General features: G+C 60.6%; 21 protein-coding genes. 8 read left to right on the top strand and 13 right to left on the bottom strand.

Annotated elements, in window-relative coordinates:
• Window positions 1-2: 2 nt before the first annotated feature.
• The 8 genes from nuoK to ACYQ2T_RS03550 form a co-directional block, all read right to left on the bottom strand.
• Window positions 3-311 carry an NADH-quinone oxidoreductase subunit NuoK gene (gene nuoK / locus ACYQ2T_RS03585; protein ID WP_404845851.1) on the bottom strand — a complete coding sequence of 103 codons (309 nt, stop codon included), beginning with the start codon at window positions 309-311 and terminating at the stop codon, window positions 3-5.
• Window positions 308-823 (bottom strand): NADH-quinone oxidoreductase subunit J family protein, encoded by a 516-nt coding sequence (locus ACYQ2T_RS03580; protein ID WP_459898499.1) that lies wholly within the window; start codon window positions 821-823, stop codon window positions 308-310. The genes nuoK and ACYQ2T_RS03580 overlap by 4 nt, the downstream gene beginning before the upstream one ends.
• A gap of 81 nt (window positions 824-904) precedes the next feature.
• Entirely contained in the window at window positions 905-1,465 is a 561-nt protein-coding gene (locus ACYQ2T_RS03575; RefSeq protein WP_459898497.1) for a 4Fe-4S dicluster domain-containing protein, read from the bottom strand.
• 57 nt (window positions 1,466-1,522) lie between these two features.
• A complete protein-coding gene (gene nuoH, locus ACYQ2T_RS03570) occupies window positions 1,523-2,530 on the bottom strand; it encodes an NADH-quinone oxidoreductase subunit NuoH (RefSeq protein ID WP_404845854.1) in 1,008 nt (335 codons plus the stop codon).
• Window positions 2,527-3,684 (bottom strand): NADH-quinone oxidoreductase subunit D, encoded by a 1,158-nt coding sequence (locus tag ACYQ2T_RS03565; RefSeq protein WP_459900082.1) that lies wholly within the window; start codon window positions 3,682-3,684, stop codon window positions 2,527-2,529. The genes nuoH and ACYQ2T_RS03565 overlap by 4 nt, the downstream gene beginning before the upstream one ends.
• A 72-nt stretch (window positions 3,685-3,756) precedes the next feature.
• Window positions 3,757-4,356 (bottom strand): NADH-quinone oxidoreductase subunit C, encoded by a 600-nt coding sequence (locus ACYQ2T_RS03560; protein WP_459898494.1) that lies wholly within the window; start codon window positions 4,354-4,356, stop codon window positions 3,757-3,759.
• A complete protein-coding gene (locus tag ACYQ2T_RS03555) occupies window positions 4,357-4,887 on the bottom strand; it encodes an NADH-quinone oxidoreductase subunit B (RefSeq protein WP_459898492.1) in 531 nt (176 codons plus the stop codon). It abuts the gene before it with no gap.
• Window positions 4,863-5,246 (bottom strand): NADH-quinone oxidoreductase subunit A, encoded by a 384-nt coding sequence (locus ACYQ2T_RS03550; RefSeq protein ID WP_404845857.1) that lies wholly within the window; start codon window positions 5,244-5,246, stop codon window positions 4,863-4,865. Before ACYQ2T_RS03550 ends, ACYQ2T_RS03555 begins: the two co-directional genes overlap by 25 nt.
• Before the next feature lie 522 nt (window positions 5,247-5,768).
• Here ACYQ2T_RS03550 and ACYQ2T_RS03545 point away from each other — a divergent pair.
• From ACYQ2T_RS03545 to ACYQ2T_RS03515, 7 genes are all read left to right on the top strand, one after another.
• Window positions 5,769-7,049, top strand: a complete 1,281-nt coding sequence (locus ACYQ2T_RS03545; RefSeq protein WP_459898490.1) for a (Fe-S)-binding protein — start codon at window positions 5,769-5,771, stop codon at window positions 7,047-7,049.
• A 1,013-nt stretch (window positions 7,050-8,062) separates the two neighbouring features.
• Complete coding sequence (locus tag ACYQ2T_RS03540) at window positions 8,063-10,147, top strand: molybdopterin-dependent oxidoreductase (protein WP_459898489.1); 2,085 nt, start codon at window positions 8,063-8,065, stop codon at window positions 10,145-10,147.
• Window positions 10,148-10,273: 126 nt separating this feature from the next.
• On the top strand, window positions 10,274-11,176 hold the full coding sequence (locus ACYQ2T_RS03535) for a DUF3108 domain-containing protein (RefSeq protein ID WP_459898488.1): 903 nt from the start codon (window positions 10,274-10,276) through the stop codon (window positions 11,174-11,176).
• A gap of 105 nt (window positions 11,177-11,281) precedes the next feature.
• Window positions 11,282-13,498, top strand: coding sequence for a GGDEF/EAL domain-containing response regulator (locus ACYQ2T_RS03530; protein ID WP_459898486.1), 2,217 nt, complete (start codon window positions 11,282-11,284; stop codon window positions 13,496-13,498).
• A 157-nt stretch (window positions 13,499-13,655) separates the two neighbouring features.
• Window positions 13,656-14,504 (top strand): OmpA/MotB family protein, encoded by an 849-nt coding sequence (locus ACYQ2T_RS03525; RefSeq protein WP_459898484.1) that lies wholly within the window; start codon window positions 13,656-13,658, stop codon window positions 14,502-14,504.
• Window positions 14,501-15,370: a motility protein A gene (locus tag ACYQ2T_RS03520; protein WP_459898482.1), complete on the top strand. Its 870-nt coding sequence runs from the start codon at window positions 14,501-14,503 to the stop codon at window positions 15,368-15,370. Before ACYQ2T_RS03525 ends, ACYQ2T_RS03520 begins: the two co-directional genes overlap by 4 nt.
• 328 nt (window positions 15,371-15,698) lie before the next feature.
• Entirely contained in the window at window positions 15,699-16,634 is a 936-nt protein-coding gene (locus ACYQ2T_RS03515) for an IS110 family RNA-guided transposase (protein WP_459898185.1), read from the top strand.
• A 681-nt stretch (window positions 16,635-17,315) separates the two neighbouring features.
• On the opposite strand, the gene phnE (ACYQ2T_RS03510) is transcribed toward ACYQ2T_RS03515, so the two are convergent.
• The 4 genes from phnE (ACYQ2T_RS03510) to phnD all read right to left on the bottom strand — a co-directional run bounded on the left by phnE (ACYQ2T_RS03510) (window position 17,316) and on the right by phnD (window position 20,768).
• Window positions 17,316-18,110 carry a phosphonate ABC transporter, permease protein PhnE gene (gene phnE, locus ACYQ2T_RS03510; RefSeq protein ID WP_459898480.1) on the bottom strand — a complete coding sequence of 265 codons (795 nt, stop codon included), beginning with the start codon at window positions 18,108-18,110 and terminating at the stop codon, window positions 17,316-17,318.
• Window positions 18,107-18,895, bottom strand: coding sequence for a phosphonate ABC transporter, permease protein PhnE (gene phnE, locus ACYQ2T_RS03505; RefSeq protein ID WP_459898479.1), 789 nt, complete (start codon window positions 18,893-18,895; stop codon window positions 18,107-18,109). The genes phnE (ACYQ2T_RS03510) and phnE (ACYQ2T_RS03505) overlap by 4 nt, the downstream gene beginning before the upstream one ends.
• Window positions 18,892-19,662, bottom strand: coding sequence for a phosphonate ABC transporter ATP-binding protein (gene phnC / locus ACYQ2T_RS03500; RefSeq protein ID WP_459898477.1), 771 nt, complete (start codon window positions 19,660-19,662; stop codon window positions 18,892-18,894). The genes phnE (ACYQ2T_RS03505) and phnC overlap by 4 nt, the downstream gene beginning before the upstream one ends.
• A gap of 92 nt (window positions 19,663-19,754) precedes the next feature.
• Window positions 19,755-20,768: a phosphate/phosphite/phosphonate ABC transporter substrate-binding protein gene (gene phnD, locus ACYQ2T_RS03495; protein WP_459898475.1), complete on the bottom strand. Its 1,014-nt coding sequence runs from the start codon at window positions 20,766-20,768 to the stop codon at window positions 19,755-19,757.
• 347 nt (window positions 20,769-21,115) lie between these two features.
• On the opposite strand from phnD, the gene ACYQ2T_RS03490 reads away from it, so the two are divergent.
• The gene (locus tag ACYQ2T_RS03490; RefSeq protein ID WP_459898474.1) at window positions 21,116-22,246 is read left to right on the top strand and encodes an iron-containing alcohol dehydrogenase family protein; all 1,131 of its coding nucleotides are present in this window, start codon (window positions 21,116-21,118) and stop codon (window positions 22,244-22,246) included.
• Between the two features lie 100 nt (window positions 22,247-22,346).
• Here ACYQ2T_RS03490 and ACYQ2T_RS03485 read toward each other — a convergent pair whose 3' ends face one another.
• On the bottom strand, window positions 22,347-22,826 hold the full coding sequence (locus tag ACYQ2T_RS03485) for a response regulator (RefSeq protein ID WP_459898472.1): 480 nt from the start codon (window positions 22,824-22,826) through the stop codon (window positions 22,347-22,349).
• Between the last annotated feature and the right edge of the window lie 88 nt (window positions 22,827-22,914).

Below are 22,914 nucleotides of genomic sequence, written 5' to 3'. Positions count from 1 at the left end.
TACTACCCCTTCAGTTCGGAGATTTCCTGGCTGTCCTCGCCGCCGAAGCGCTTGACCACCACCAGGATGATGGCCAGCACAAGTGTCGCTTCGGCAGCGGCAAGGCCCATGACGAGCAGGGTGGACAATTGGGCCAGCGTCGCATTTGCCGGGGTCAACTGTCCGGCCGCCACAATGGACAGCCCCGCACCGTTGAGCATCAGTTCCACACTGATGAGCATGCCCACCAAGCTCCGCCGGTGTATGATGCCAAACAGGCCAATGCCCAAAAGGGCAAGCGCCACAAGTTGATACAGGACCAGCGGTGTCATCGTGCCTTCCTCCTCTCCCATGCCAGCACCACGGCTCCGGCCATGGCCACAAGCAGCACAACGGAAATAAGTTCAAACGCGAGGATGTAGTCCTGCATGAGCCCCCGCCCAAGCTGCTGGATGCCGACCTCGGCCGGACTGCCGATGGACACCTGCGGCACCTTGATGCAGATGAGCGCCAGCATCACCGCCGGAGCGATGCCGGCCAGCAGGGCCAGTACAGTCTGGCGCGCGCTGCGGGATTGGCGCTCCTCCGCGCCAGCAGGTGCGCGGGTCAGCATGATGGCGAAAAAGATAAGGACAACCACCGCGCCAACGTAGATAAGCAGCTGCATCAGCGCGATGAAGGGTGCATTCATGACCAGATACATCCCGGCCACACCGAACATGGTCAGCACCAGCCCGACCATGGCCCGAACCAGGTCACGCGCGAGCACGGCCATAAGGCCGCCCAGCAGTATGACCACGGTATACAGGGCAAAGAGCATCTTGGCGAAGATCAGGGTATCCATCGAGTATCAGGCCTTCCTCTGCTATGCGCGCAGGTTGCGCGCGTTGGTTGGAATAATTGCCGACCGCCTGGGACCGCGCCCCTATTCCTCGTCCGCGCCACCCTCTCCGGCCTGCTCACGCAGGCGGGCCAGAAGGTCGTATTCAAAGTCGTTTCGCTCGTACCCGGCCAGATAGACGTCCGTGGAGAAGCGGATGGACTTCACCGGACAGACCTCCACGCAGGTGCCGCACAGGCTGCACAGGTTGTAGTCCAGCTTCCACTTGGACGGCGTTTTGACAGGCTTCTTCTTGGGCGGCTCCGTTTTGCCCTTCACCTCGCCCACCATTTCCTTGGGGGCTTCCGGTCCTTCCTTGGCGGCGGGCTTTGGCTCCTTCTTCTTGATCACGGAGATGCAGCCTGAGGGGCAGCTGGTGACGCACAGCATGCAGCAGATGCACTTGGGCACTGCCGGCTCCTTGGGCTTGCCCACCAGTTCGATATGCCCGTGATAGGTATGGATATTGTCGACGGTCTTGCGCGGGTAGTGCACCGTCAGCTGCGGACGGACAAAGTTCTGTCCCGTCACCCGCAAGCCCACGAGCAGACTCCACAGGCCCTTTACCGTGTCTCTCATCGTCTTGACGGACTTGCACGCGTTCATCGGTTCGGACACCTCGCTACGGTCGTCGCCGCCCGCTTAGGGCGGCGGGTGCTGCGGCTAGACGTAATAGTTGATGGAGAACAGCTTCACCAACACGGCGGTAACAAGCAGGTTGATGATGGCCAGCGGTATCAGCCACTTCCACGCCAGATTCAACAGCTGGTCGAACCGCACGCGGGGGTACGTCCAGCGGAACCACATCATCACAAAGATGAGCGCGTAGACCTTGATGAGGAACCACCACACGCCGTCCATACCCGGACCGCGCCAGCCGCCAAGGAACAGGGCCGCGGCCACGCCACTCACCACAATCATGTTGGCGTACTCAGCAAGGAAGAACAGGCCAAAGCCCATGCCCGAGTATTCGGTGTGGAAACCCGCCGTCAGCTCGGATTCGGCCTCCGGCAGGTCAAAGGGGGCACGGTTTGTCTCGGCCACCGCGCAGGTAAAGTAGATGACGAAGGCCAGGGGCTGAGAGGCCGCCAGCCACTGCCATGGCCAGCTCCCCTGCGCCTCCACCACTTCGGACAGATTCAGGGTGCCCGTCATCATCACAACGGACAGGACGGCCAACAGCATAGGAATTTCATACGCCACGCTCTGCGCCACGGCGCGCGCCGCGCCAAGGAGCGACCACTTGTTGTTGGAGGCCCAGCCCGCCAAACACAGAGACAGGACCCCGATGCCCGCAAAGGCCAGAATCAGCAAAATGCCGAGGTTGGCCTTCTGCACCACCAGCATGTCACCCCATGGGATGGGGAGCAGGGTCACGAACACCGGCAAAAACGCCAAAAACGGCGCGGCCCAGAATAGCCACCGGTCTGCCCCTTCGGGCACGAACAGCTGCTTGGCGATCAGCTTCACGGCGTCGGCCACGGTCTGGAGCAGACCATGCGGGCCTACCTCAAAGGGTCCCGGACGCCGCTGGAAGTGACCGGCAACCTTGCGCTCCATCCACACAAGGAGCACGGCGTTCACGCCCACGAAGGCCGCCAGTAGGACAAGGCCCACGACGATCTGAAAAAGCGGCAGGGGAATTCCGTAGATCATCTCGGCTGTGTTCATCGGTCGATCTCCGGGATAACAAGGTCAAGGCTGCCCAGAATGGACACGGCGTCCGCCAGCAGGGAGCCCTGCGCCACCTCGGCAAACAGGCTCAGGTTGCTGTAGCCCGGCGCGCGCAGTCTGATGCGATACGGCGTCTTGGAGCCGTCGCTGACCACATAGATGCCGATCTTGCCGCGTCCGCCCTCGGTGGCGGCGTAGGATTCGCCAGCCGGAGCCTTGAAGCTGGGCTTGGGCGCCTTCTTGGCGATGTGCTTGCCGTCGGCCTTGGGGAGTTGGTCCAGCGCCTGTTCGATGATGCGCAGGCTCTGCTCCATCTCCTCCAGGCGGACCATGTACCGCGCCAGAGCGTCGCCCTGCGTGTACACGGGGATGGAAAAGTCAAAGCGGTCATAGATGGAGTACGGCTCGTCGCGGCGGCAGTCGTAGTCAAGGCCCGACCCACGCGCCACGGGTCCTGTCGCGCCGTAGCGGCGGCAGCAGTCTTCGTCGATGACGCCGATGCCCTCCACGCGCTTGCGCAGGATGATGTTGTCCGTGACAAGGTCCTTGTACATGGGGAAGCGCTCGCGCTCGTAGCGCACAAAGTCGCGCACGCCCTCGATGAAGGAGTCGCTCACGTCGGCCTTAACGCCGCCGAATCGGTGGTAGCAGTAGGTCAGGCGGGAGCCGGTCGGCTCCTGCAGAAGATCCTGAATGATTTCGCGGTCCGCAAAGGCGTACATGATGGGGGTGAACGCGCCAAGGTCCAGCAGATACGCGCCCCACCAGAGCAGGTGCGAGGCGATGCGGTTCAGCTCGGTGGCGATGACCCGCAGGTACTCGGCGCGCTCCGGCACCTCGATGCCCGCCAGCCGCTCCACCGCCAGCACATACGTGTGGCCCCAAGCCATGGCGTGCAGGTAATCCGCACGGCCCGTATTGGGCAGGAACTGCCACCACGTCTTGGTTTCGCCCATCTTTTCATGCATGCGGTGGATGTAGCCAAGCACAGGCTCGGCGCGGCGGATATACTCGCCGTCCAGCTCGCACACGATGCGCAGAACGCCGTGGGTCGAGGGGTGCTGCGGCCCCATGTTGATGATCATGGTATCCCTGTCCGGCCCCTGCTCGAAATGCCGGCAGTAGGAGTCACCATGCAACCTTTCATCCATTTTCAGCATATGGCGTCATCCCTTGTTCAACGTGCTCCGCTCTCGCCTCCGGCCCATGCCGCAGTCCCAGCCCTACTCGCTCTTGGCATCCTCTGCCGGTGCGGCCTCTGCTTCAGCAGCAGCTTCGGCTTCGGCCTTGGCCTGCTCTTCCTTCATGGCGGCGAACTTTTCCTCCATGGCCTTGGCCACAGGGTGGTCCGTCGAGCAGTGCACCAAATCCGTGATGCAAAAGACCTCCAGCATGCTCACGCGCTTCTTTTCCGGCTTCATGAGCGGCTTTTCGTCCATGTCGTCAGGCAAAAGCAGGCGGCTGGGGTTGGGATTGCCGGTAAAGGTCACGGCGTAGAAGTCCATGCACTCGCGCTCGTGCCACTCCGCGCCCTGATAGATGCCCGCAATGGACGGCACCTGCGCGGCGTCGTGCGGCAGCACCACCTTGAGGGTGATGCGCCCGTGCGCCGAGTACCGGTCAAAATGATAGAGGACGACGATGCCCTCTTTCATATCCAGACAGGTGATATCTTCCAGAAAATAGCCCTCTGCCAGCATGCGGCGCGCCGCGCGGCGCAGCTGCACCGGCTCCAGCACAAGCCGCCAGTTCTGCCCGCAGACGTCCGGGTCGCACATGGCGTTGCAGACGGTGCTCATTTCCTCAAGCCACTGCATGCTCATCTACTCCTCCCCTGTCGGCGGCTCGGGCCACCAGCGGCGACCGGTCATCTTTTCCTGCAACTTGAACAGGCCCTCCAGCAGCCCCTCGGGGCGCGGCGGACAGCCCGGAACGTACACATCCACAGGGATAAGCTGGTCCACGCCCTCGATGATGCCGTACTGCCCCTTGAACTTGAACGGCCCGCCACTGATGGCGCAGTTGCCCATGGCGATAACGTACTTGGGGGCTGGCATCTGCTCGTACAGGCGGACAAGGGCCGGGGCCATTTTCTTGGAGACGGTGCCCGCCACAATCATCAGGTCCGACTGCCGCGGCGAGGGCCGGAACACCTCCGCGCCAAAGCGCGAAATGTCGAACCGCGCCATGCCGGTGGACATCATCTCAATGGCGCAGCAGGCCAGACCGAACGTCATGGGCCACAGCGACATGGCGCGGCAGACGTCCAAAATCTTGTTGGTGAGTTCCAGATTCACCAGAGGCGGCTCTGTGCCGATCTCCGCCTTCCTTAGAACGAAATCTTCCGCGGCCATTCGAACACCCCTTTCTTCCAGAAGTAGACGCAGCCAAGCGCCAGAACGACGATGAAGATCGTCACCTTGATGAGCGGCCACCAGCCGAAACTAAACGGGTAATACGCCGCAACGGGGAACAGGTAGAGAACGTCCACGTCAAAGGCGAGAAAGAGAAGGGCGTAGACGTAATAGTTGATGCCAAAGCGCACCCAGCTGGGAGAACCGTAGGGCTGCATACCGCACTCGTACGGCATGCCTATTGCGCCGCGCCGGTACTTGGGGGAGAGGAGCAAGGCACCCAGTATAGGCCCCGCTGCGAACGTAAATCCGAACAGCAGTGCCAACAGGATCGCCAGATTCAACCATGTAAAGACCATCGGCCGCTACTCCTTGTGGCTAAAGCACCTATGCAAAGGAACACGATGGGAATCGGCATCAGAACCTTCCGCATCCGATACAACCCGAGTTACTGATTTTTCCGGGTTATTATGTCGAAATCACATTTGTATTCCCCGTGTCAAGAGCGTCCACTTCGATCATCCGTTCACAAATGGAAAAAGGCCTTTACAATGTCAAATCACAGGCTTATTGCTATAAACTTGCGTCGTTTTGCACTGACGCCCCATCCCCATGTCAGCCAGGCGTCACTTTTTCCTTGTCCCACCCCTGCTATTGCACTCTATTCACACAACAGGACCACTCCAGTTCGCTTGCCAATAGTGCCGCCCCCTTGCACGCTCTTTCGTTTCTTTTGAAAATTTCACGAAATTCACCAAAAAATTTTCCAGACGCGCCGAACCCACAAGGACCTCCCGACAAGGAAAACCTTGCATCCCGTTCCAAGAGTCTATAGTGATTTTGCGCCACCGCTCTACGCAGCAAAACCCGAGACAAACGCTATGAATACATCCGACAAACATCAGTCCTTCAAAGACAAGGTCGCGCAGCTCCTTCCCGAAGGTGGGCATCTGAACATGTGCCTGACCTGCGGGCAGTGCTCCGCCGGCTGTCCGGCCACCGGGCTGGAAGGGATGGACCCGCGCAAGTTCCTGCGCATGGCCTCCCTTGGTCTGGACGAGGAAGTCACATCCACGCCATGGGTCTGGATGTGCACCATGTGCCAGCGTTGCGTCAGCGTCTGCCCCATGCAGATCGACATCCCGCAGCTGGTCTACAACGCCCGCGCCGCATGGCCCATCGACAAGCGCCCCAAAGGCATCGTCAAGTCCTGCGAAATGGCCCTCTCCACCCCCACGATGAGCGCCATGGGCACCTCGCCCGAAGACTTCCGATTCGTCGTCGAGGACGTGCTGGAAGAAGTCCACGAGACCCAGCCCGCCCATACAGAACTCAAGGCCCCCATCAATAAGAAGGGCGCGCACTTTTTTGTGAACCAAAACTCCCGCGAGCCCGTTACCGAGCCCGAAGAAATGATCCCCCTGTGGAAAATTCTCGACGTGGTCGGCGCGGACTGGACCTATTCCGATAAAGGATGGGCCGCAGAAAACTACTGCATGTTCGCCGCAAACGACGCCGCATGGGCAGAAAACGTCCAAACCAAAGTGGAGGCTGTTCATGAGCTGGGCTGTAATGTCTGGCTCAACACTGAGTGAGGCCACGAATTCTATGCAGTCCGGTCCGGACTCAAAAAATTCGGCATTAAGGCCAACTTCGAATTAAGCAGCATTATCCCGTGGTACGCGCGCTGGATTCGCGAAGGAAAACTCCCAGTCAACGCCGACTGGAACAAGGACGCCAAAGTCAAATTCACCCTGCAGGACCCCTGTCAGATGGTGCGGAAGACCCTCGGCGACCCCCTCGCAGACGACCTGCGCTTTGTGGTAAAATCCGTGGTCGGTGAAGAGAACCTCATCGAAATGTGGCCGAATAAAGCAGACAACTATTGCTGCGGTGGCGGAGGCGGCTTCCTCCAGTCCGGCTACACCGAGGCGCGGCACGCCTACGGAAAGAAGAAGTTCGACCAGATCATGGCAACAGGGGCCGCATACTGCATCACCCCCTGCCACAACTGCCACTCGCAGATTGAGGACCTCGCCCACCACTTTAGCGGGGGCTATAAGACCGTCCACCTCTGGACCCTCATCTGCCTCTCTCTCGGCATCCTCGGCGAAGACGAAAGAGGCTACCTCGGCCCAGAACTGGCCGCCCTCTGCGACTAAATCGCCACGAGCCACACAATGAAAGCCCCGCGCTTCCTCACCGCATGGTGATCGAAACGCGGGGCTTTTTGCGCGCCCCACACACGGGGCCAACGCCTCCCCCAGCCTCGCCTATGGTCATTTGCCTCCGGCGCAATACCCCGATCTTTTTTTGCTCCGCAGGGTCAAGGGCCGTGGGCCCTTAACGATCCCGTTTATACGCCACTTCGCCGTGCCACATACGCGGCCTCTATCATGTCTGCGCACCGGCGCCGCACCCACGCGGGCAACTGCCCACACCTCCCGCCTTCGCCACCCCACCCTTTTTTCGGTCTGGCTTCCAGACCCAAAAACCTCGGGATTCTTAAGGGGCCGCGCCCCTTAAGCCGCCGGAGGCACCCTCTTGACCCCACGCGTTACGACCCGGCCGCTCTTTTTTTGCTCCGCAGGGTCAAGGGCCGTGGGCCCTTAACGATCCCATTTATACGCCAGTACGCCGTGCCACATACGCGGCCTCTATCTGGCCCGCGCACCGGCGCCGCACCCACGCGGTCAACTGCCCACACTTCCCGCCATCGCCACCCACCCCCTTTTTCGGGCTGGCTTCCAGCCCGAAAACCTCGGGATTTTTAAGGGGTCGCACCCCTTAAACCGCCGGAGGCAACCTCTTGACCCACGCATTGCGACCCGGCCTATCCCAGAGCACCACAAAGCCCATGAGTTTCGGCGAGATGCACTCTGCCCTTGCCCTAAGCGGTCGGTTTACGTCATACTTGCTGTCGCATCCCAGTCGCATGAATCCTTGGCGGGTGGTTTTTCTGTAGCCCACCGGGATATTGGACGATTGTGGCCACCGTTCGTGAACTTTTTCACGATAAGGCCACAAACCCTTGCGCGTCGCGGATGCGACCATGTAGTTGAGTGTGGAGAACGACTATCACGCGGATGGCTCAGACCGGGCGTCCGCTGGCACAACGTCCGGCCCGCCGTCATGATACGGCATCCGTCCCATCACCGCGTCAGGAGAGCACACAATGCCCACAAAAGAGGTGTACAGCGTTTGCGGCATGTGCAGCGTCCGCTGCCCGATTATGGTCGAGGTTGACTCTGGCTCCCTCGGTTTCATCCAAGGCAACCCGCACGACCCCGGCATGGCTGGTGGTCTGTGTCCGCGCGGCGGCGCGGGACGCGCGCTGTATGAAGACAGCGAGCGCCCGCAGTTCCCCATGATTCGCGAAGGCGAACGTGGCGAAGGCAAATGGCGTAGGGTAACGTGGGACGAAGCGCTGGACTATATCTGCGACAGATTGAAAGGCATCATTGAGACGCACGGCGCGCGCAGTGTGCTGTGGTCGGACCGTGGTGGCCCGTTTGCGGACCTGCACAAGGCGTTCATGCGCGGGATGGGCTCGCCGAATTACTGTAACCACGACGCATCGTGCGCGCGCAACGTGTTGCACGCGGCAAAGTCCGTCATGGGCCTTGGGCGCAAGGGCGTGGCGTATGATTTCAAGAACACGAAGCATATCGTCTTGCAAACGCGCAACCTGTTTGAAGCCATCAACGTGAAGGAAGTCAACGGCGCGCTGGACAGCCTGGCGGCTGGCGGCAAGCTGAGCGTTATTGACATCCGCGCAAACATCTCGGCCAGCAAGGCGAACAATTTCTTTATGATCCGGCCGGGCACGGACTATGCGTTCAACCTCGCGGTAATCAACTGCCTTATCACCAACAAGTGGTACGATACGGACTACGCCGAACGCCACATTAAGGATTTGGACGAACTGGCAAAGTTCGTTGAGCCGTACACCCCGGAATGGGCGGAGGAAGAAACGGGCATTAAGGCGACCGACCTTGTGAAGTTCGTCAAGGAACTGAAAAAGGCCGCGCCCGCTGTCATCTGGCATCCCGGCTGGATGGTGGCCCGGTACATGGATTCGTTCTATGTGTGCCGCAGCATCTACCTCATTAACGCCCTGCTGGGATCCATTGGCGCCAAGGGCGGCCTGCCCATCGTCAACAAGCCCAAGGACTTTGGCCGCAAAGGCCTGAAGGCGTTCTCGGACCTGTTCCCCAAGCCCGAGGAAAAGCGCGCCGATGGCGCGGGCTGGAAGCTGAAGCACATCGACGCGGGACCGGGCCTTATTAACAAGGCATACGAGGCCATCGAAAGCGAAGACCCGTACCCCGTCAAAGCGTATTTCATCCATAGGCACGACCCGCTCCACGCCCTGCCGGACCAGCAACGCGTGAAGGACATCTGGAAAAAGCTGGACCTCATCGTGGCGACGACGTTCAGCTGGTCCGATTCCTCATGGCATGCGGACGTCGTGCTGCCCATGTCCACCTACCTTGAGCGTGAATCCCCGCTGGCGACCAAAAACGGCTTGAAGTCCTACTTCTTCCGCCGCGCCCGCGCTGTTGAACCGCGCTACGACACCCGCGCGGACTGGGAGATTCTGGGCGGCATTGCCAAGCGCATGGGCTTTGACGCCCTCGCTTTCGACTCCGCCGAGGATATGTGGAACTACCAGCTGACGGACACTGGCGTCAGCGTTGAGGACTTTGACGCAACGGGCGAAGTCTGGCTGGCGGAAAAGCCCCTGTACCGCGACATGAACGACTACTCCTTCCCCACTCCGTCAGGACGGCTGGAAGTCATCTGCGAGAAGCTGGAAGACATGAACCTGCCGTCGCTGAAGCCCTACGAAAGCCCGGAACGCCCGCCGGAAGGCCGTTTCCGTATTGCGTTTGGGCGCTGCGCACTGCATACGCAGGGGCACACCGTCAACAACACCATGCTCAACGAGCAAATGCCCATCAACCCCGTGTGGATCAATACCAAACGCGCGGCGGAGATGGGCATTGCGGACGGCGACGAGGTGGAGCTTTCCAACGGCTCCTACAGCGCGCGCACCGTGGCCTTTGTGACGGACTTCATCCACCCGGAGGCGGCCTTTGTGGTGCACGGCTTCGGGCACAAGCTCCCGCCGGAGACGCGCTCCAGCCGCGGCATTGCGGATCAGGAACTGATGGAAGGCGGCCTTGAGAAATGCGACCCCGCCGGCGGCGGCGTGGCTATGCAGGAGCATTTTATCACCATTTCCAAGCCGTCCTAGCGGCGGCGCACCCACCACGAGCACCCCGGCCGGGGCTTCCTTGCGGAGGCTCCGGCCGATTTCGTATTGACAAGGGCCCCGTCACTGGGACAAGGATTTTGACGGACCACTGAGGACGAGGACGTTATGCGGCACATACTGGGAACAGCGCTTGCCTTGTGCATATTCCTTGGCTCCGCGGCGCAAAGCGCCACGGCGGCGCGCCTTCCCTTTGCTCCGGGCGAAAAGCTCACCTACAGCCTGCGCTGGGAGGCTATCCCCGCGGGAACGGCCACGCTGGAGGTGCTGCCGCACACGCAGGTAAACGATGCGCCAGCGTTGCACTTTCGTATGAAGGCGTGGACCAATGCCTTTGCGGACATCTTCTACACCGTGCGCGATGAGGTGAACGCCTACACGGCGCCGGACCTTGAAAAATCCGTGCACTACACCCAGCGCCAGCGCGAGGGCAGCTACAAACGCGACATCACGGTGTCGTTTCTGTGGGAGACGGGACAGGCGCAGTACGCGAACATCATCAACGGTCCCAAGGACCCCATCCTCATCCTGCCCGGCACGTTCGACCCGCTGTCGGTGTTCTATGCGTTTCGGCGCATGCCGCTGAAAAAAGGCGCGCAGCTGTACGCCCCGGTCACGGACGGCGTCAAAAGCGTGATGGGCCGGGCCACAGTCTTGCGAAGGGAGCGGCTCACCGTGCCCGCTGGCACCTTTGACACATGGGTTGTGGAACCGGAGCTCCGACACATCGGCGGCGTGTTCAAAAAAAGCAAGGACGCCCGATTGCTCGTGTGGGTCACGGCGGATGAACGCAAGATTCCGGTTCAGGTCTCCAGCCGCGTCATCGTCGGGCGCTTCTTTGCCGTGCTGACGGATATTGTTCCGGGACAGCCGCACAGGGAAGACGCGCGGCCCAGCCACGCGCCGAGGCCCGCCCAGATGCCGCCACAGACGGAGCAGAATGCGGCGCAACTGCCTCCGCCGGGGACTGCGGAACACGAAATGGCGCGGCCCCCGCAAGCCCTCCCCTAAGGGGGTCGAAATTTTTCTGACCGCTTCCTTGCCCTTCTTGGAACATTCAGTCATTATTGAACAATCAACACATTTCCCTTGCTTTACATAGGCTCCTGACCGCTCATGCACGACATCCACGAATCCATACTCCTCCTTGGCCACGGCGCAACACCTGCATCCGCCCTGCTGGACCAGACCGGCTATACGGTCCGCCACGCGACGGACAACGCCGAGGCTATCCGCTCCATTGCGGCGCTTCCGCCGGACCTTGTCGTGCTGGACGCAGGAGCCTCGCCCGAGGACATCACCGCCACCTGCCGCGCGCTGCGTTCGCAGGCCGCGGAAAGCGACCTGCCCATCCTCATCCTGTCCGACTGCACAGCCCCTAATCTTATGATGCGCACCGTTGAGGAACTTGGCGCGGTGGACTTCATTGCCAAGCCCTTTCAGCCGCAGGAACTTCTGGCGCGCATCCGCCTGCACCTGACCATGCGCAGTCAGGGCCAGCTAAACCGCCTGTACCTCGACCACCTTGAGGACCTTGTGGAGCAGCGCACGCATGAGCTTCTGCGCGACAATCTTTTTCAGGAAGCCCTGAACAAACTGCTGGGGCTGTCCCTTGCCTCGCTGTCCACCACAACGACCCTGAATCACGCGTTGGACATTCTGCTGGCCCTGCCATGGGCCAAGGAAGGCGCCAGCGCCGGAATATTCCTTGCGCAGGACGATGGCAGCTACCATCTTGCAGCCAGCCGGGGTTCGCGCTCCATGCAGCCGTATATGTGCCCGCATATCGGGAATGGTCCCAATCCCGGTCTGACCTGCCTGCGTTGCGGCGAGGTTCTGCACGTTGTCAGTTCCCCGGGTGAAACCAGCGACAAAACCGCCGTGGAACATCAGGAAGCCTGCGTCCCGCTGATGCAGGACAACACCTTCCTCGGCGCGCTGACCATCATCATGGACGCGCCGCACAGCTTCGACGCGCCGGAGCGCGAATTTCTCATCCACGCTTCGCAGACCATCGCCAATATCCTGCGGCACAAGGACTCCGAAGAGCAGCTGCTCTTTCAGGCGTATTTCGACCCGCTGACGGGCCTGCCCAACCGCACCAACCTCGTGCGCACCATCAACAGTCATGTTGAGCACTTAGCACAGGGGTTGTCCCCGGTGCTGTGCATGCTGGACCTTGCGCAATTCAAGCTGGTCAATGAGAGCCTCGGCCACCCCACCGGGGACGCCGTTATCCGCGCCGCAGCGGAGCGCCTGCGCTCCTTCAAGGCCTACGGCATGGTTCCGGCGCGCATCGGTGGCGACGTTTTCGCGGCCTTTTTGCCGCAGGTGGAGGACAAGGCCCGGGCTATCGGCATTGCGCGGGAAATCCAGCGCCGCTTTGCCAGCCCCTTCCCCGTAACGGACGACGGCATTTATCTGAGCTCCTACATCGGCATCGCCATCGGCGCGGGGGAAAGCATGGACGGTGAATCCCTCGTGCGCGACGCGGACACCGCCCTGCACAAGGCCAAGCAGGATGGTCCGGGACGCCACGCCGTGTTCTCCAGCGCCATGCACATTTCCGCGCAGCGCTTCATGCGCCTTGCCAACGACCTGCGCCGCGCCCTGGACAACGAGGAACTGGTGCTGCACTACCAACCGCTGGTAGAGTTGGCTTCGGGACGCATCCGCGGCGCGGAGGCCCTTGTCCGCTGGAATCATCCGGACCTTGGCATGCTGCCGCCGGACGAATTCATCTCCGTCGCGGAAAAAACTGGCCTTATCGTGCCACTCGGGCTGTTCGTCCTGCGCCGCGCCTGTGAGCAATACGCCGCCCTGCGGGACAAGGCCGCCCCGGACGGCGACTTCACCATGAGCGTCAACCTCTCCGGCGTCCAGCTCAGCTGCACCACCCTCGCCGACGACATCGCGGCCATCCTCCGCGAAACAAATGTTCCGCCCCATGCCCTCAAGCTGGAAATCACCGAAACCGCGGCCATGACCTCGCCGGACCACGCCCGCGAGCTGTTCACCAAGCTCCGCCAGCAGGGCATCACCATCGCCATTGACGACTTCGGCACCGGCTACTCATCCCTGTCGCATCTGCACAGCTTCCCTGTAGATACGCTGAAGATTGACCGCTCCTTCGTGTCCGGCCTTGCCGAGGCGCACAACACCACGCCCATCATCCGCGCCGTGGTCGCCCTTGGGCACAGCCTTGGCATGAGCATCATCGCCGAGGGCGTAGAGGGCGCAGACCAGCGCGAGTTGCTTTCTGGCCTGCACTGCGAGTACGGGCAAGGATTTTTCTTCTCACGCCCTGTTCCCTTTGAAAAGTTCGGCGAATAGCCAATATTCCTCCCTCTTCTGCGGCAGGCAACACCCTGCCGCCCTTGACGAAACGCCCCAACAGCCGGTGAATGGACTGCCCTCTTCGCGCATGGACCACTTTTTGCTTCTGCGCAGGAGGTAGGCAACTCTCCATTCACCAGCAACAGGGGCGTCAATGTCACAGCAACCACCACAAAACACCGCGGGCAGCGGGCAGACGCCGCCATCCGGCCCCGCCGAAAGCATGACGGGCAAGTCCGGCGCCGCGCCCTCGCACTTCAGAGCGCGTCACAGTCTTGACGCAATGGAGCGCGCTTTTGCGCCCACGGACGATATGCCGCAGTTCCATTGGTCCATCCCATGGGCGGACCTGATGATGACCATGTTCATCGTGTTTACGGTGCTTTTCGTCTACGCCAGCGCCAAGCGGGACTTTCTGCTGGCCTTCCGTGGGCATGTAGAGCACGAAAACGTGCAGGACATAGACGAACTGGGCCGCCACGAGGGCGAAGTGCCCGTCTATTCCTTCCCCAAAACCGGCATCCATCCCAGCCCCGGCCCGCATCAACTCTTTGAGCGCTGCAAGGCCGTCGTTGGCGAATCCGGCATTCAAAACGTTTCTATTGAGATGGAGGGGGACGTCATCCGCCTGAGCATGCACGGACCAATGCTTTTCGACAGAACGGACGCCGTCATCAAACCCGAGGGCCGCCGTTTTCTCGACATGGTCTCCGGCATCATCGCCAAGGCCAAGTACAACGTGCACGTGCACGGCCACACGGACAACTACCCGGTGCACACTCCCAAGTACCCCACCAACTGGGAGCTCTCCACCGCCCGCGCCACACAGGTGGCCCGCTATCTGACCGAGCGGCGCGGCGTTGCGCCGGAGCAAGTTACCATCAGCGGACACTCCATGTATAAACCGGCCGCCCCCAACCTCTCCGGGGAAGGCAAGGCCAGAAACCGCAGGGTGGAGATTGAACTCTCGCGCCCGGACCAACCCGATAGGGAGCACTCATGATACGGGCGAACATCATCGGCGTCTGTCTCTTCGGCATCATCTTTCTTGTTTCGTTCATCCTCACGGGGCACGTTGGCGTCTACCTGAATCTGGAGGCGTTCCTCGTTGTCACGTCGGGCACATGCGCGGCAATTCTTCTGTCCTACCCGCTTTCCGAACTACGCATCGCTTGGTCCGTGGCGCGGGGAGCCTACAAGTCCCCGGGCACGCATCCGGACAAGGTCATCTCCGTCCTGCTGGATATGGCCATCCGTTCGCGCATGGACGGACTGACCAGCCTTGAGCGCATGGAGGAACAGACCACCGTCTACTTCCTGCGCGACGCCCTGCGCATGCTGGCAGACAACTACCCGGATCAGGAAATCCGCGAGATTCTCACCACAGAAAGCATGTTCTTCCGCCAGCGCAGGCAGCACAACGAACGCATTTTCCGCTGTATGGCCGCCTATGCCCCGGCCTTTGGCCTTGCAGGCAGCGTCATCGGCCTTATCGGCCTGCTGACCGGACTTGGCGACACAGGCGAGGTTCTGCGCTATATCCCCATCGCGCTCATCTCCACGCTGTACGGCATTCTGCTCGGCAACATCGTGCTCTCACCCATTGCCGAAAACATCCGGAGCAAGACCGACCGCGAACTGCTCCTCCAGCACATCATCATCGAGGGCGTCTGCGCCATTAAGACCGAAACCAACACGCACATTCTGGAAAAGAAGCTCACCTCGTTCCTGACCCCGGCCGCGCGCACCGAAGCCCACGACAGCTTCGCGGACATCCGCCGCAAGTATCTGCGCGCCGCGCGCCTGCGCCAAAGCGGCTCCCCCGCACCAGCCAGCGCGGCCAAGTCCACCGCCGCAGAAACGCATTAGCCGCCCGGCATTCGCCCCGCAGACAACACCACAGCGCCGAAGCAGATCTGCTTCGGCGCTGTTTGCGTTGGGGCGTACGTTGGTGGTGGCGCCTCACTTCTGTTACCTCCGGTGGGTTAAGGATTTCATCCTTGTATATTGACCCTCAAGCCGAAGGCGGAGAAAAAAGGAAGCCGCCTCCATGACTGGCATGAAGGCGGCTGTTGCGGCAGACCGTACGTCCTTGAGTAATGAGCTCGTTGTTAAGCTGGGTCGCCGCAATATGTAGTACAAACTCGAATGATTGTTAGAGCACAAAGCTCGAATTTGCAAGGAAGAGTGAACTACGATGAAACGCACCATGGGCATTGACGTATCGAAGGCCAAGCTTGATGTCGCCATTTCTGGTGACGACAGCACGTCCACTGTTGAAAATACCCCTTCGGGTTTTCAGCAAATCGTTGAGACGGCAGAAGCGCATAATGTTGAGCTCGTCATCGTGGAAGCGACAGGTGGATATGAGTCTGACGCCGCAGATTTTTTGATGGAGCAAGGCATTCCCGTCGCTGTTGTGAATCCTCGCCGTGTGCGTGACTTTGCCCGGAGCCTCGGAGTGTTGGCGAAGACGGATCGTATTGATGCTCTTGTTCTTGTTCAGTTTGGGGAAGTCGTCCCTGTCCGGGAAAATCAAAAAGTCCGGGCAACTCAGCGCAAGCTGGAAACTCTAGTTAACCGTCGTCGGCAGGTCGTCGAAATCCTTTCCCGGGAGCGCGTTCGCTTGCAGCGAGCTTCGTCTGATGTGCGCCCTTATATTGAAGACGTCATTGCTACTCTAAGAACGCAAGAAAAGAGTTTGTCACTTGAAATCAAGAAACACATTCTCAGTGACAAAGATTTTAGCGATAAGGCAACGTTGCTTGAAACCACGAAAGGGATTTCGTCAGTAACCTCTGCGACTCTTCTTGCTTTCTTTCCTGAGTTGGGGACGTTAACGCCGAAGCAAGCAGCTTCTCTAGCAGGCCTGGCACCATTCAACAGGGATAGCGGCAAGAAAACGGGGCAACGTTGCGTTTGGGGAGGACGAATAAAAGTACGTAGCGCCCTTTACATGAGCGCAATCTCAGCGACTGTCTGGAACCCTGCAATTCGAGCCTTCTACCAGCGTCTTTGCGATGCGGGCAAACCTAAAAAGGTCGCCCTCACTGCCTGTGCAAGGAAGCTTCTCGTGATTTGCAATGCGATTTTACGGACGGGAAAACCTTGGGATCCTGCACTTAACGCTTGATTGCCAATACGATTGCTTAACAATCCTCTCATGGGGGATGGGAGATGGGCGTGTGGCGCACTGCTTAATTCCAGTCCACCACGCTCCGCCCACCATATGGGGATTCGTAAGGGAGTCACTCCCTTACGCCGTCGGAGACAAAAATTCGCGCGGCGCAGGCACGCGCTGGGGCGTACGTTGGTGGTGGCGCCTCACTTCTGTTACCTCCGGTGGGTTAAGGATTTCATCCTTAACAATCCTCTCAGGGGGGGTGGGAGATGGGCGTGTGGCGCGCTATTCATAACAGTCCACCGCGCTCGGCCCTCCATGTGGGGATTCGTAAGGGAGTCACTCCCTTACGCCGTCGGAGACAAAAAATACGCACGGCGCAGGCACGCGTTGGGGCGTACGTTGGTGGTGGCGCCTCTCTTCTGTTTCCTCCGGTGGGTTACGGATTTCATCCTTAACAATCCTCTCAGAGGGGGGTGGGAGATGGGCGTGTGGCGCGCTATTCATAACAGTCCACCACGCGCCGCCCACCATATGGGGATTCGTAAGGGAATCATTCCCTTACGCCGTCGGAGACAAAAAATACGCACGGCGCAGGCACGCGTTGGGGCGTACGGTCAAAAAAAAGCGGGGAGAGGACTGGTGTCCTCTCCCCGCTGGAGAATCGGTATCTGCGCCCTGAGGCGGCGCGGATTAGATGATGCGCTTACGGATATTCGTGACGAAGATTTCCGCAAGGATAACTATGGTGAAGATGCACAGCAGGATAACGCCCACTCGGTCCCACTCAAAGAGGTTGAGGGCCGTATCCAGTGCCATGCCGATGCCGCCGGCACCGACAAGGCCGATGACTGCGGATTCACGGACGTTGATGTCCCAGCGGAAGAGCAGGATGCCCCAGAATGCGGGGGCGACCTGCGGCCAGTAGCCCTTGAGGAGCACTGTAGGCCACGGGGCGCCCGCGGCTTTCAGAGCTTCGACGGGGCCTTCTTTGGCCTCTTCCAGCGCTTCGGCGATGAGCTTGCCGCAGAAGCCGACGGACCTGAAGCCGATGGCGACTGCGCCAGCCAGCGCGCCGGGGCCGAACATGGCCACGAACAGGAGCGCCCACACGAGGGAGTTCACTGTACGCGAGGACACGAGGATCAGCTTAGCCAGCCAGTTCAGCAGGGGCATCTTGGTGATGTTGTTGGCACCCATGAGGCCGACGGGCACGGCCAGCACAATAGCCAGCAGTGTACCCAGCGTGGCGATGTGCAGGGTTTCCATCAGGGGAACATGCAATCCCACGGGATAGTACGCCACATCAAGCGGCCACATGCGGTTAAAGAGGTCCTGCACCTGCGCGGGCGCGTCGTAGAGGAACTCCGGGATGACTTCAACGGTCCTGACGGACCACATAAAGAGCGCCACCGCACACAGATAGAACGTGAACCGAGTCAGACGCTCGGCCGGGGTGAACCGTTCCCATTTCATCATATCATTCATCGGAACATTGCCTTCACTTTCACCGACAGAAATTCCGATACCATGATCAAGGCGATGATAGAGATCAGGATCGCGGCGAGGAAGTCGTAGTCAAAGCGCTGGAACGCGGCGAACAGGGTGCCGCCGATACCGCCAGCGCCAACGATGCCGACCATCGTGGAGTTACGCAGGTTGGCGTCGAACTGATACGAGGAGAAGCCAACGAAACGGTTGAACACCTGCGGCAGCACCGCAAAGATGAGCACGCTCATAAACGGTGCGCCGGACGCGCGGACGGCTTCCACGGGCTTGAGGCTGATTTCCTCGATGGCTTCAGCGAACAGTTTGCCGATGAAGCCGATGGACGCGAAAATCAGCGTCAGGATGCCAGCCAGCGGACCAAAGCCCACAGCCTTCACGAACAGGATGGCGAAGATGACCGGGTGGAACGAACGGCAGATGCAAATCACCGTCCGCGCGGGCCAGGTCAGCCAGTCGGGCATCAGGTTGCGGGCGGAGCACAGGCCAATGGGCAGGGAGAACAGCACGCCAAACGCCGAGGCAATGACGGCAATCTGGATGGTCTCGAGCATATTGCGGACCAAGAGCTGCCAGCGCTCAAAATTGGGCGGAACCATTTCGCCAAGCAAGCTTGCGGCATTGGAAAAGCCCTGAATAAAGCGGCCCCACGTAATGTCCAGATACGACATGGCATACAGCGCATAGGCAATGGCCAGCAGGTAGCCCAGCCGCGCCCACCAATTTGGTTTGAAGGGCGTTTCCCTTCGCTCTGCCACCGAACTCATTGCAGCCAATCCTTGCCGCCGTAAATTTCCTGAAGATGCTCAGTACCGAGGGCATCGGGAGCGCCGTCAAAGACGACGTGGCCCTTGCTCATACCCACAATGCGGTCGGCAAAGCGCTTGCCGAGGTTCACGTCGTGGATATTGACCACCAGAGGAATATTGCGGTCCGTACAGACTTTGCTGAGCAGTTCCATAATTTCCACGGAGGTCTTGGGGTCCAGCGAGGAGGTCGGCTCGTCGGCGAGCAGGATGTGCGGGTCCTGCATCAGGGCGCGGGCAATGCCCACACGCTGGCGCTGGCCGCCGGACAGGCTGTCCGCGCGCTCGTTGGCGAACTCCAGCAGGCCCACGCTGTCCAGCAGGTGGAATGCCCTTTCGATGTCGTCCTTAGGGTACTTGCGCAGCCATGCACGCCACACAGGCAGGTAGCCAAGGCGGCCACACAGCACGTTTTCCATCACGGACAGACGCTCAACGAGGTTGAACTCCTGAAACACCATGCCGATGCGGCGGCGGGCGGCGCGCAGGTTGCTGCCGGAGAGGTTGGTGATGTCCAGGCCGGAGATGCTGATGCTGCCGCTGGTGGGATCGATGAGCCTGTTGATGCAGCGGATGAGGGTGGACTTGCCCGTACCGGACGGACCAATGATGGCCGTGGTGGAGCGTCCGCTCACTTCAAAGGAAATGCCTTTCAATACAGGCTTTCCCGCTACGTATTCCTTTACCAGGTTGTCGATGCGCAAGGAGCGCTCTGAGTCATTATTCATAGGTACGCTGTTCCAGTTCTTTACACGTATGAACCCGGAAAGGCCTTGGCCTTTCCGGGTTTTCACTCCGTCACGCCAGAAGGCGATCGGGTTTAGTTCTTTTTCTTCGCCCTCTTGGCGGCTTCCTTGGCGGCCATCTTCTTCAGGCCATCCTTGTTGTAGTAGGTGCCGGTGGATTCCGCGATGTCGCGGATGATCTTCCAGTCAGCCATGTAGGTGACGGGATAGAAGCGGTCGGCGCCCTTGAAGTTTTCCTGCATGGAAGGCGGGAAGCGGTACGTGTGGAACGCGCCAACAATCTTCTGCACCAGCTCGGGCTTCAGGTTGTGCGCGTAGCCAAAGGAAGAGGTGGGGAACTTGGCGCTGCGGTAAATGATGCGGAAGTCGTCGCGGTCGATGCGGCCAGCTTCGGCCATGCGGTCGAACACGTCGGAGGCAACGGGGGCGGCGTCGTAGTCACCGTGGGCAACGCCCATGATGGACTGGTCATGCTTGCCGGAGTACATCACGCGGTAGTCCTTGTCCGGGACAAGGCCTTCCTTGGGGAAGAGCGCGCGGGGAGCGAGGTTGCCGGAATTGGAGGAAGCGGACGTGTGCGCCACGACCTTGCCCTTCAGGTCCTCCAGCTTCTTGTAGGGGCTGTCGGCGCGGACGATCATGATGAGGTTGTAGCCCTGGAAGCCGTCGGCGTAGCCCTTAACGGCCATGGGTACAAAGCCGGCCAGATTCACGGCAAAGCCGGTGGGGCCGGTGGAGAAGCCAGCGATGTGCAGGCGGCCGGAACGCATGGCCTCAACTTCGGCGGCGTTGGACTGCACGGTGTAGTACACAACGCGCTTGCCGGTGGCTTTCTCAAGGTAGGCCTGGAAATCGGCAAAGGCATCCCTGTACACTGCGGGATCTTCGACAGGCGTGTAGGTAAAGACCAGGGTGCTCGGGTCGAGCCATTCGGACTCGTCCTTGGGGCTATCCGCCACCAGGTCGCCGTCCTCGTCACAATACATTTCGTCAAGCTGACCACGGTTCAGGCAGTCACCGGCAAAGGCGACGCTAGCACTGGCAGCCATCAGCAGGACCAGAAGAGCGGTAAGAAATCTCTTGGCCATCAGAAACCCTCCAATCGGTTGTTTCAAACGGGACTCCGTTCTCGACTCTCGTACCGCGGCTTGAACCCCACACGCCGCGGCCTCCATTACACTGCAACACAGAGGATGCCCTGCATCCTCTTGGCGGGAAATTCCACGCCCGCCTGCGGTGCCCTTATATGATTTCCCCGCTTTTCACAAGATTATTACGATCTTGTATCGGTTTTTTCTATGGCAGGCGCATTTGCGATGCCCGCGAATTCCTGCGATGGTTTCTGCCCAATTTCTAATCGAATCCCCGGCGGTCAATGCCGCGCCCATGCCGGCGCGCCCTGCACCACCGCCGCCCTGACGATGAAGGAGACGTTATGCCCCTTATGCAATTGCCCCAGCTGCTCAGCACGCCCCGCACCACCGCCACCGCCCCCGGAGCGCTATCCTCGCTCTTGACCCATGCGGCGCGGTTTGGGCCACGGGGCGTTCTTGTCCATGGGGCGAGCTTTGCCGCATCCGGCGCGCTGGCCCGCCTGCTTGGGGACTGCCCCGGCGACATGGATTGCCGCGCATGGCAGCACCCCGGCGGCGAGCCCACCCTCCATCAGCTTGCCGACCTGCTCTGCGCGGCGCGCGAGCACGGCGCGGACTGGATTGCCGCTGTAGGCGGCGGCAGCGTGCTGGATATCGCCAAAGGCTGCGCCGGGCTTTACCACCAGTCCGGCGATGTCCAGCAGTACCACGATGGCGCGGCCATCATTGGCGACACCCTGCCCTTTATCGCCGCCCCCACCACGGCGGGCACCGGCTCCGAAGCAACGCCCGTCTCGGTGCTGACCAACACCGAAACGGGCGTCAAAAAGTCCTTCCGCAGCCCCACCATGACCGCGCAAGTGGTGCTGCTGGACGCCGAGCTTCTTACCGGATGCCCGGCCAAGGTCGTGGCATCGTCGGGTCTGGACGCCATGACGCAGGCCATTGAATCCTACACCAGCAGATACGCCACGTGGTTCTCGCAAACGCTGGCCCTGCGTGGACTTACCCTCCTCGCGGAGCACCTGCCCCGCGCGTATGATGCCGCCACCGACGGAGAGATTCCTCTCCCCCATGCCGAGGGCATCCTGCTTGGGAGCTTCCTTGCCGGGGTGGGCTTTGCCTCCTCGCGCCTTGGGGTGGTCCACGGCCTTGCGCACCCGCTGGGCGCGCGCTTCCACCAGCCCCACGGCCTGACCTGTGGCGTCTGCCTGCCTGTTGCCATTGAGCTGAACCGCGACACCATGGGCGCGCAATATACGGAAATGAGCGAGGCCATCGGCGCAGACCTGCTGGAAACCGTCCACGCCCTGCTGGCGCACTTTGGCATCCAGAACCCCTTTTCCGGGCAAACGCTTGCCGACCGCGACGCCGTTATTGAAGAGGTGCTGGTCTCCGGGTCCACCAAGGCCAACCCGCTGTCCATCACGCGTGAGCATGTAAACTGGCTGCTGGACCGCCTGTTGGCCTAAGCAACACGGACGGCAACGCAGCCTACACCCAAAACGCATAATGCCCCGAACAGTCTCCTGCTCGGGGCATTATGCGTGGGTCCTCCCACAGGCATGGGCGCTATTCCAAACGCCCTTTGCCGCGCAATGTCTCGCGAATGGTTTGGGTCACCGTCTCCCACGTCATGGGCTTGCCCACAAAGGCGTCCATCCCTGCACCAAGGAAGCGTTCCACATCCTCGTTGGTGCTGTAGGCCGTCATGGCAATGATAGGAATATCGCAGTCCAGCACCCCGGATTCCTGCGTCCGGATGCGGCGCGTGGCCTCGTCCCCATTCATCCCCGGCATACGGATGTCCATAAGCACCACGTCAAAACGCTGCGTGCACAGAATATCCAGTGCCTGTTGGCCGTCGCCCACAGTTGTAACGCGGTGCCCTTCCCGTTTGAGAATCATCAGCACCACGGTCTGATTGACCGGATTGTCCTCGACCAGCAGTATCTCCAGTGGCGGCAGCCCCGCATTGCGCTGCGCCGCACTGGCCTTGCCAGCCCCCTCTTTCCCACGCTTTATTTCATCATCCATAACTGCCTTGGCCATGCCGTGTTTGCAGAATTGCCCCGCACCTCTGCAAGCGCCTCCCATGCACGCCATCACACAACGCCTGTCCATCCCGCGCCCTACATTT

The organism is Desulfobaculum senezii, from assembly GCF_054657395.1.
The sequence above is the reverse complement of the archived record's forward strand: the minus strand, read 5'-3'. Positions and strand labels throughout refer to the sequence as shown.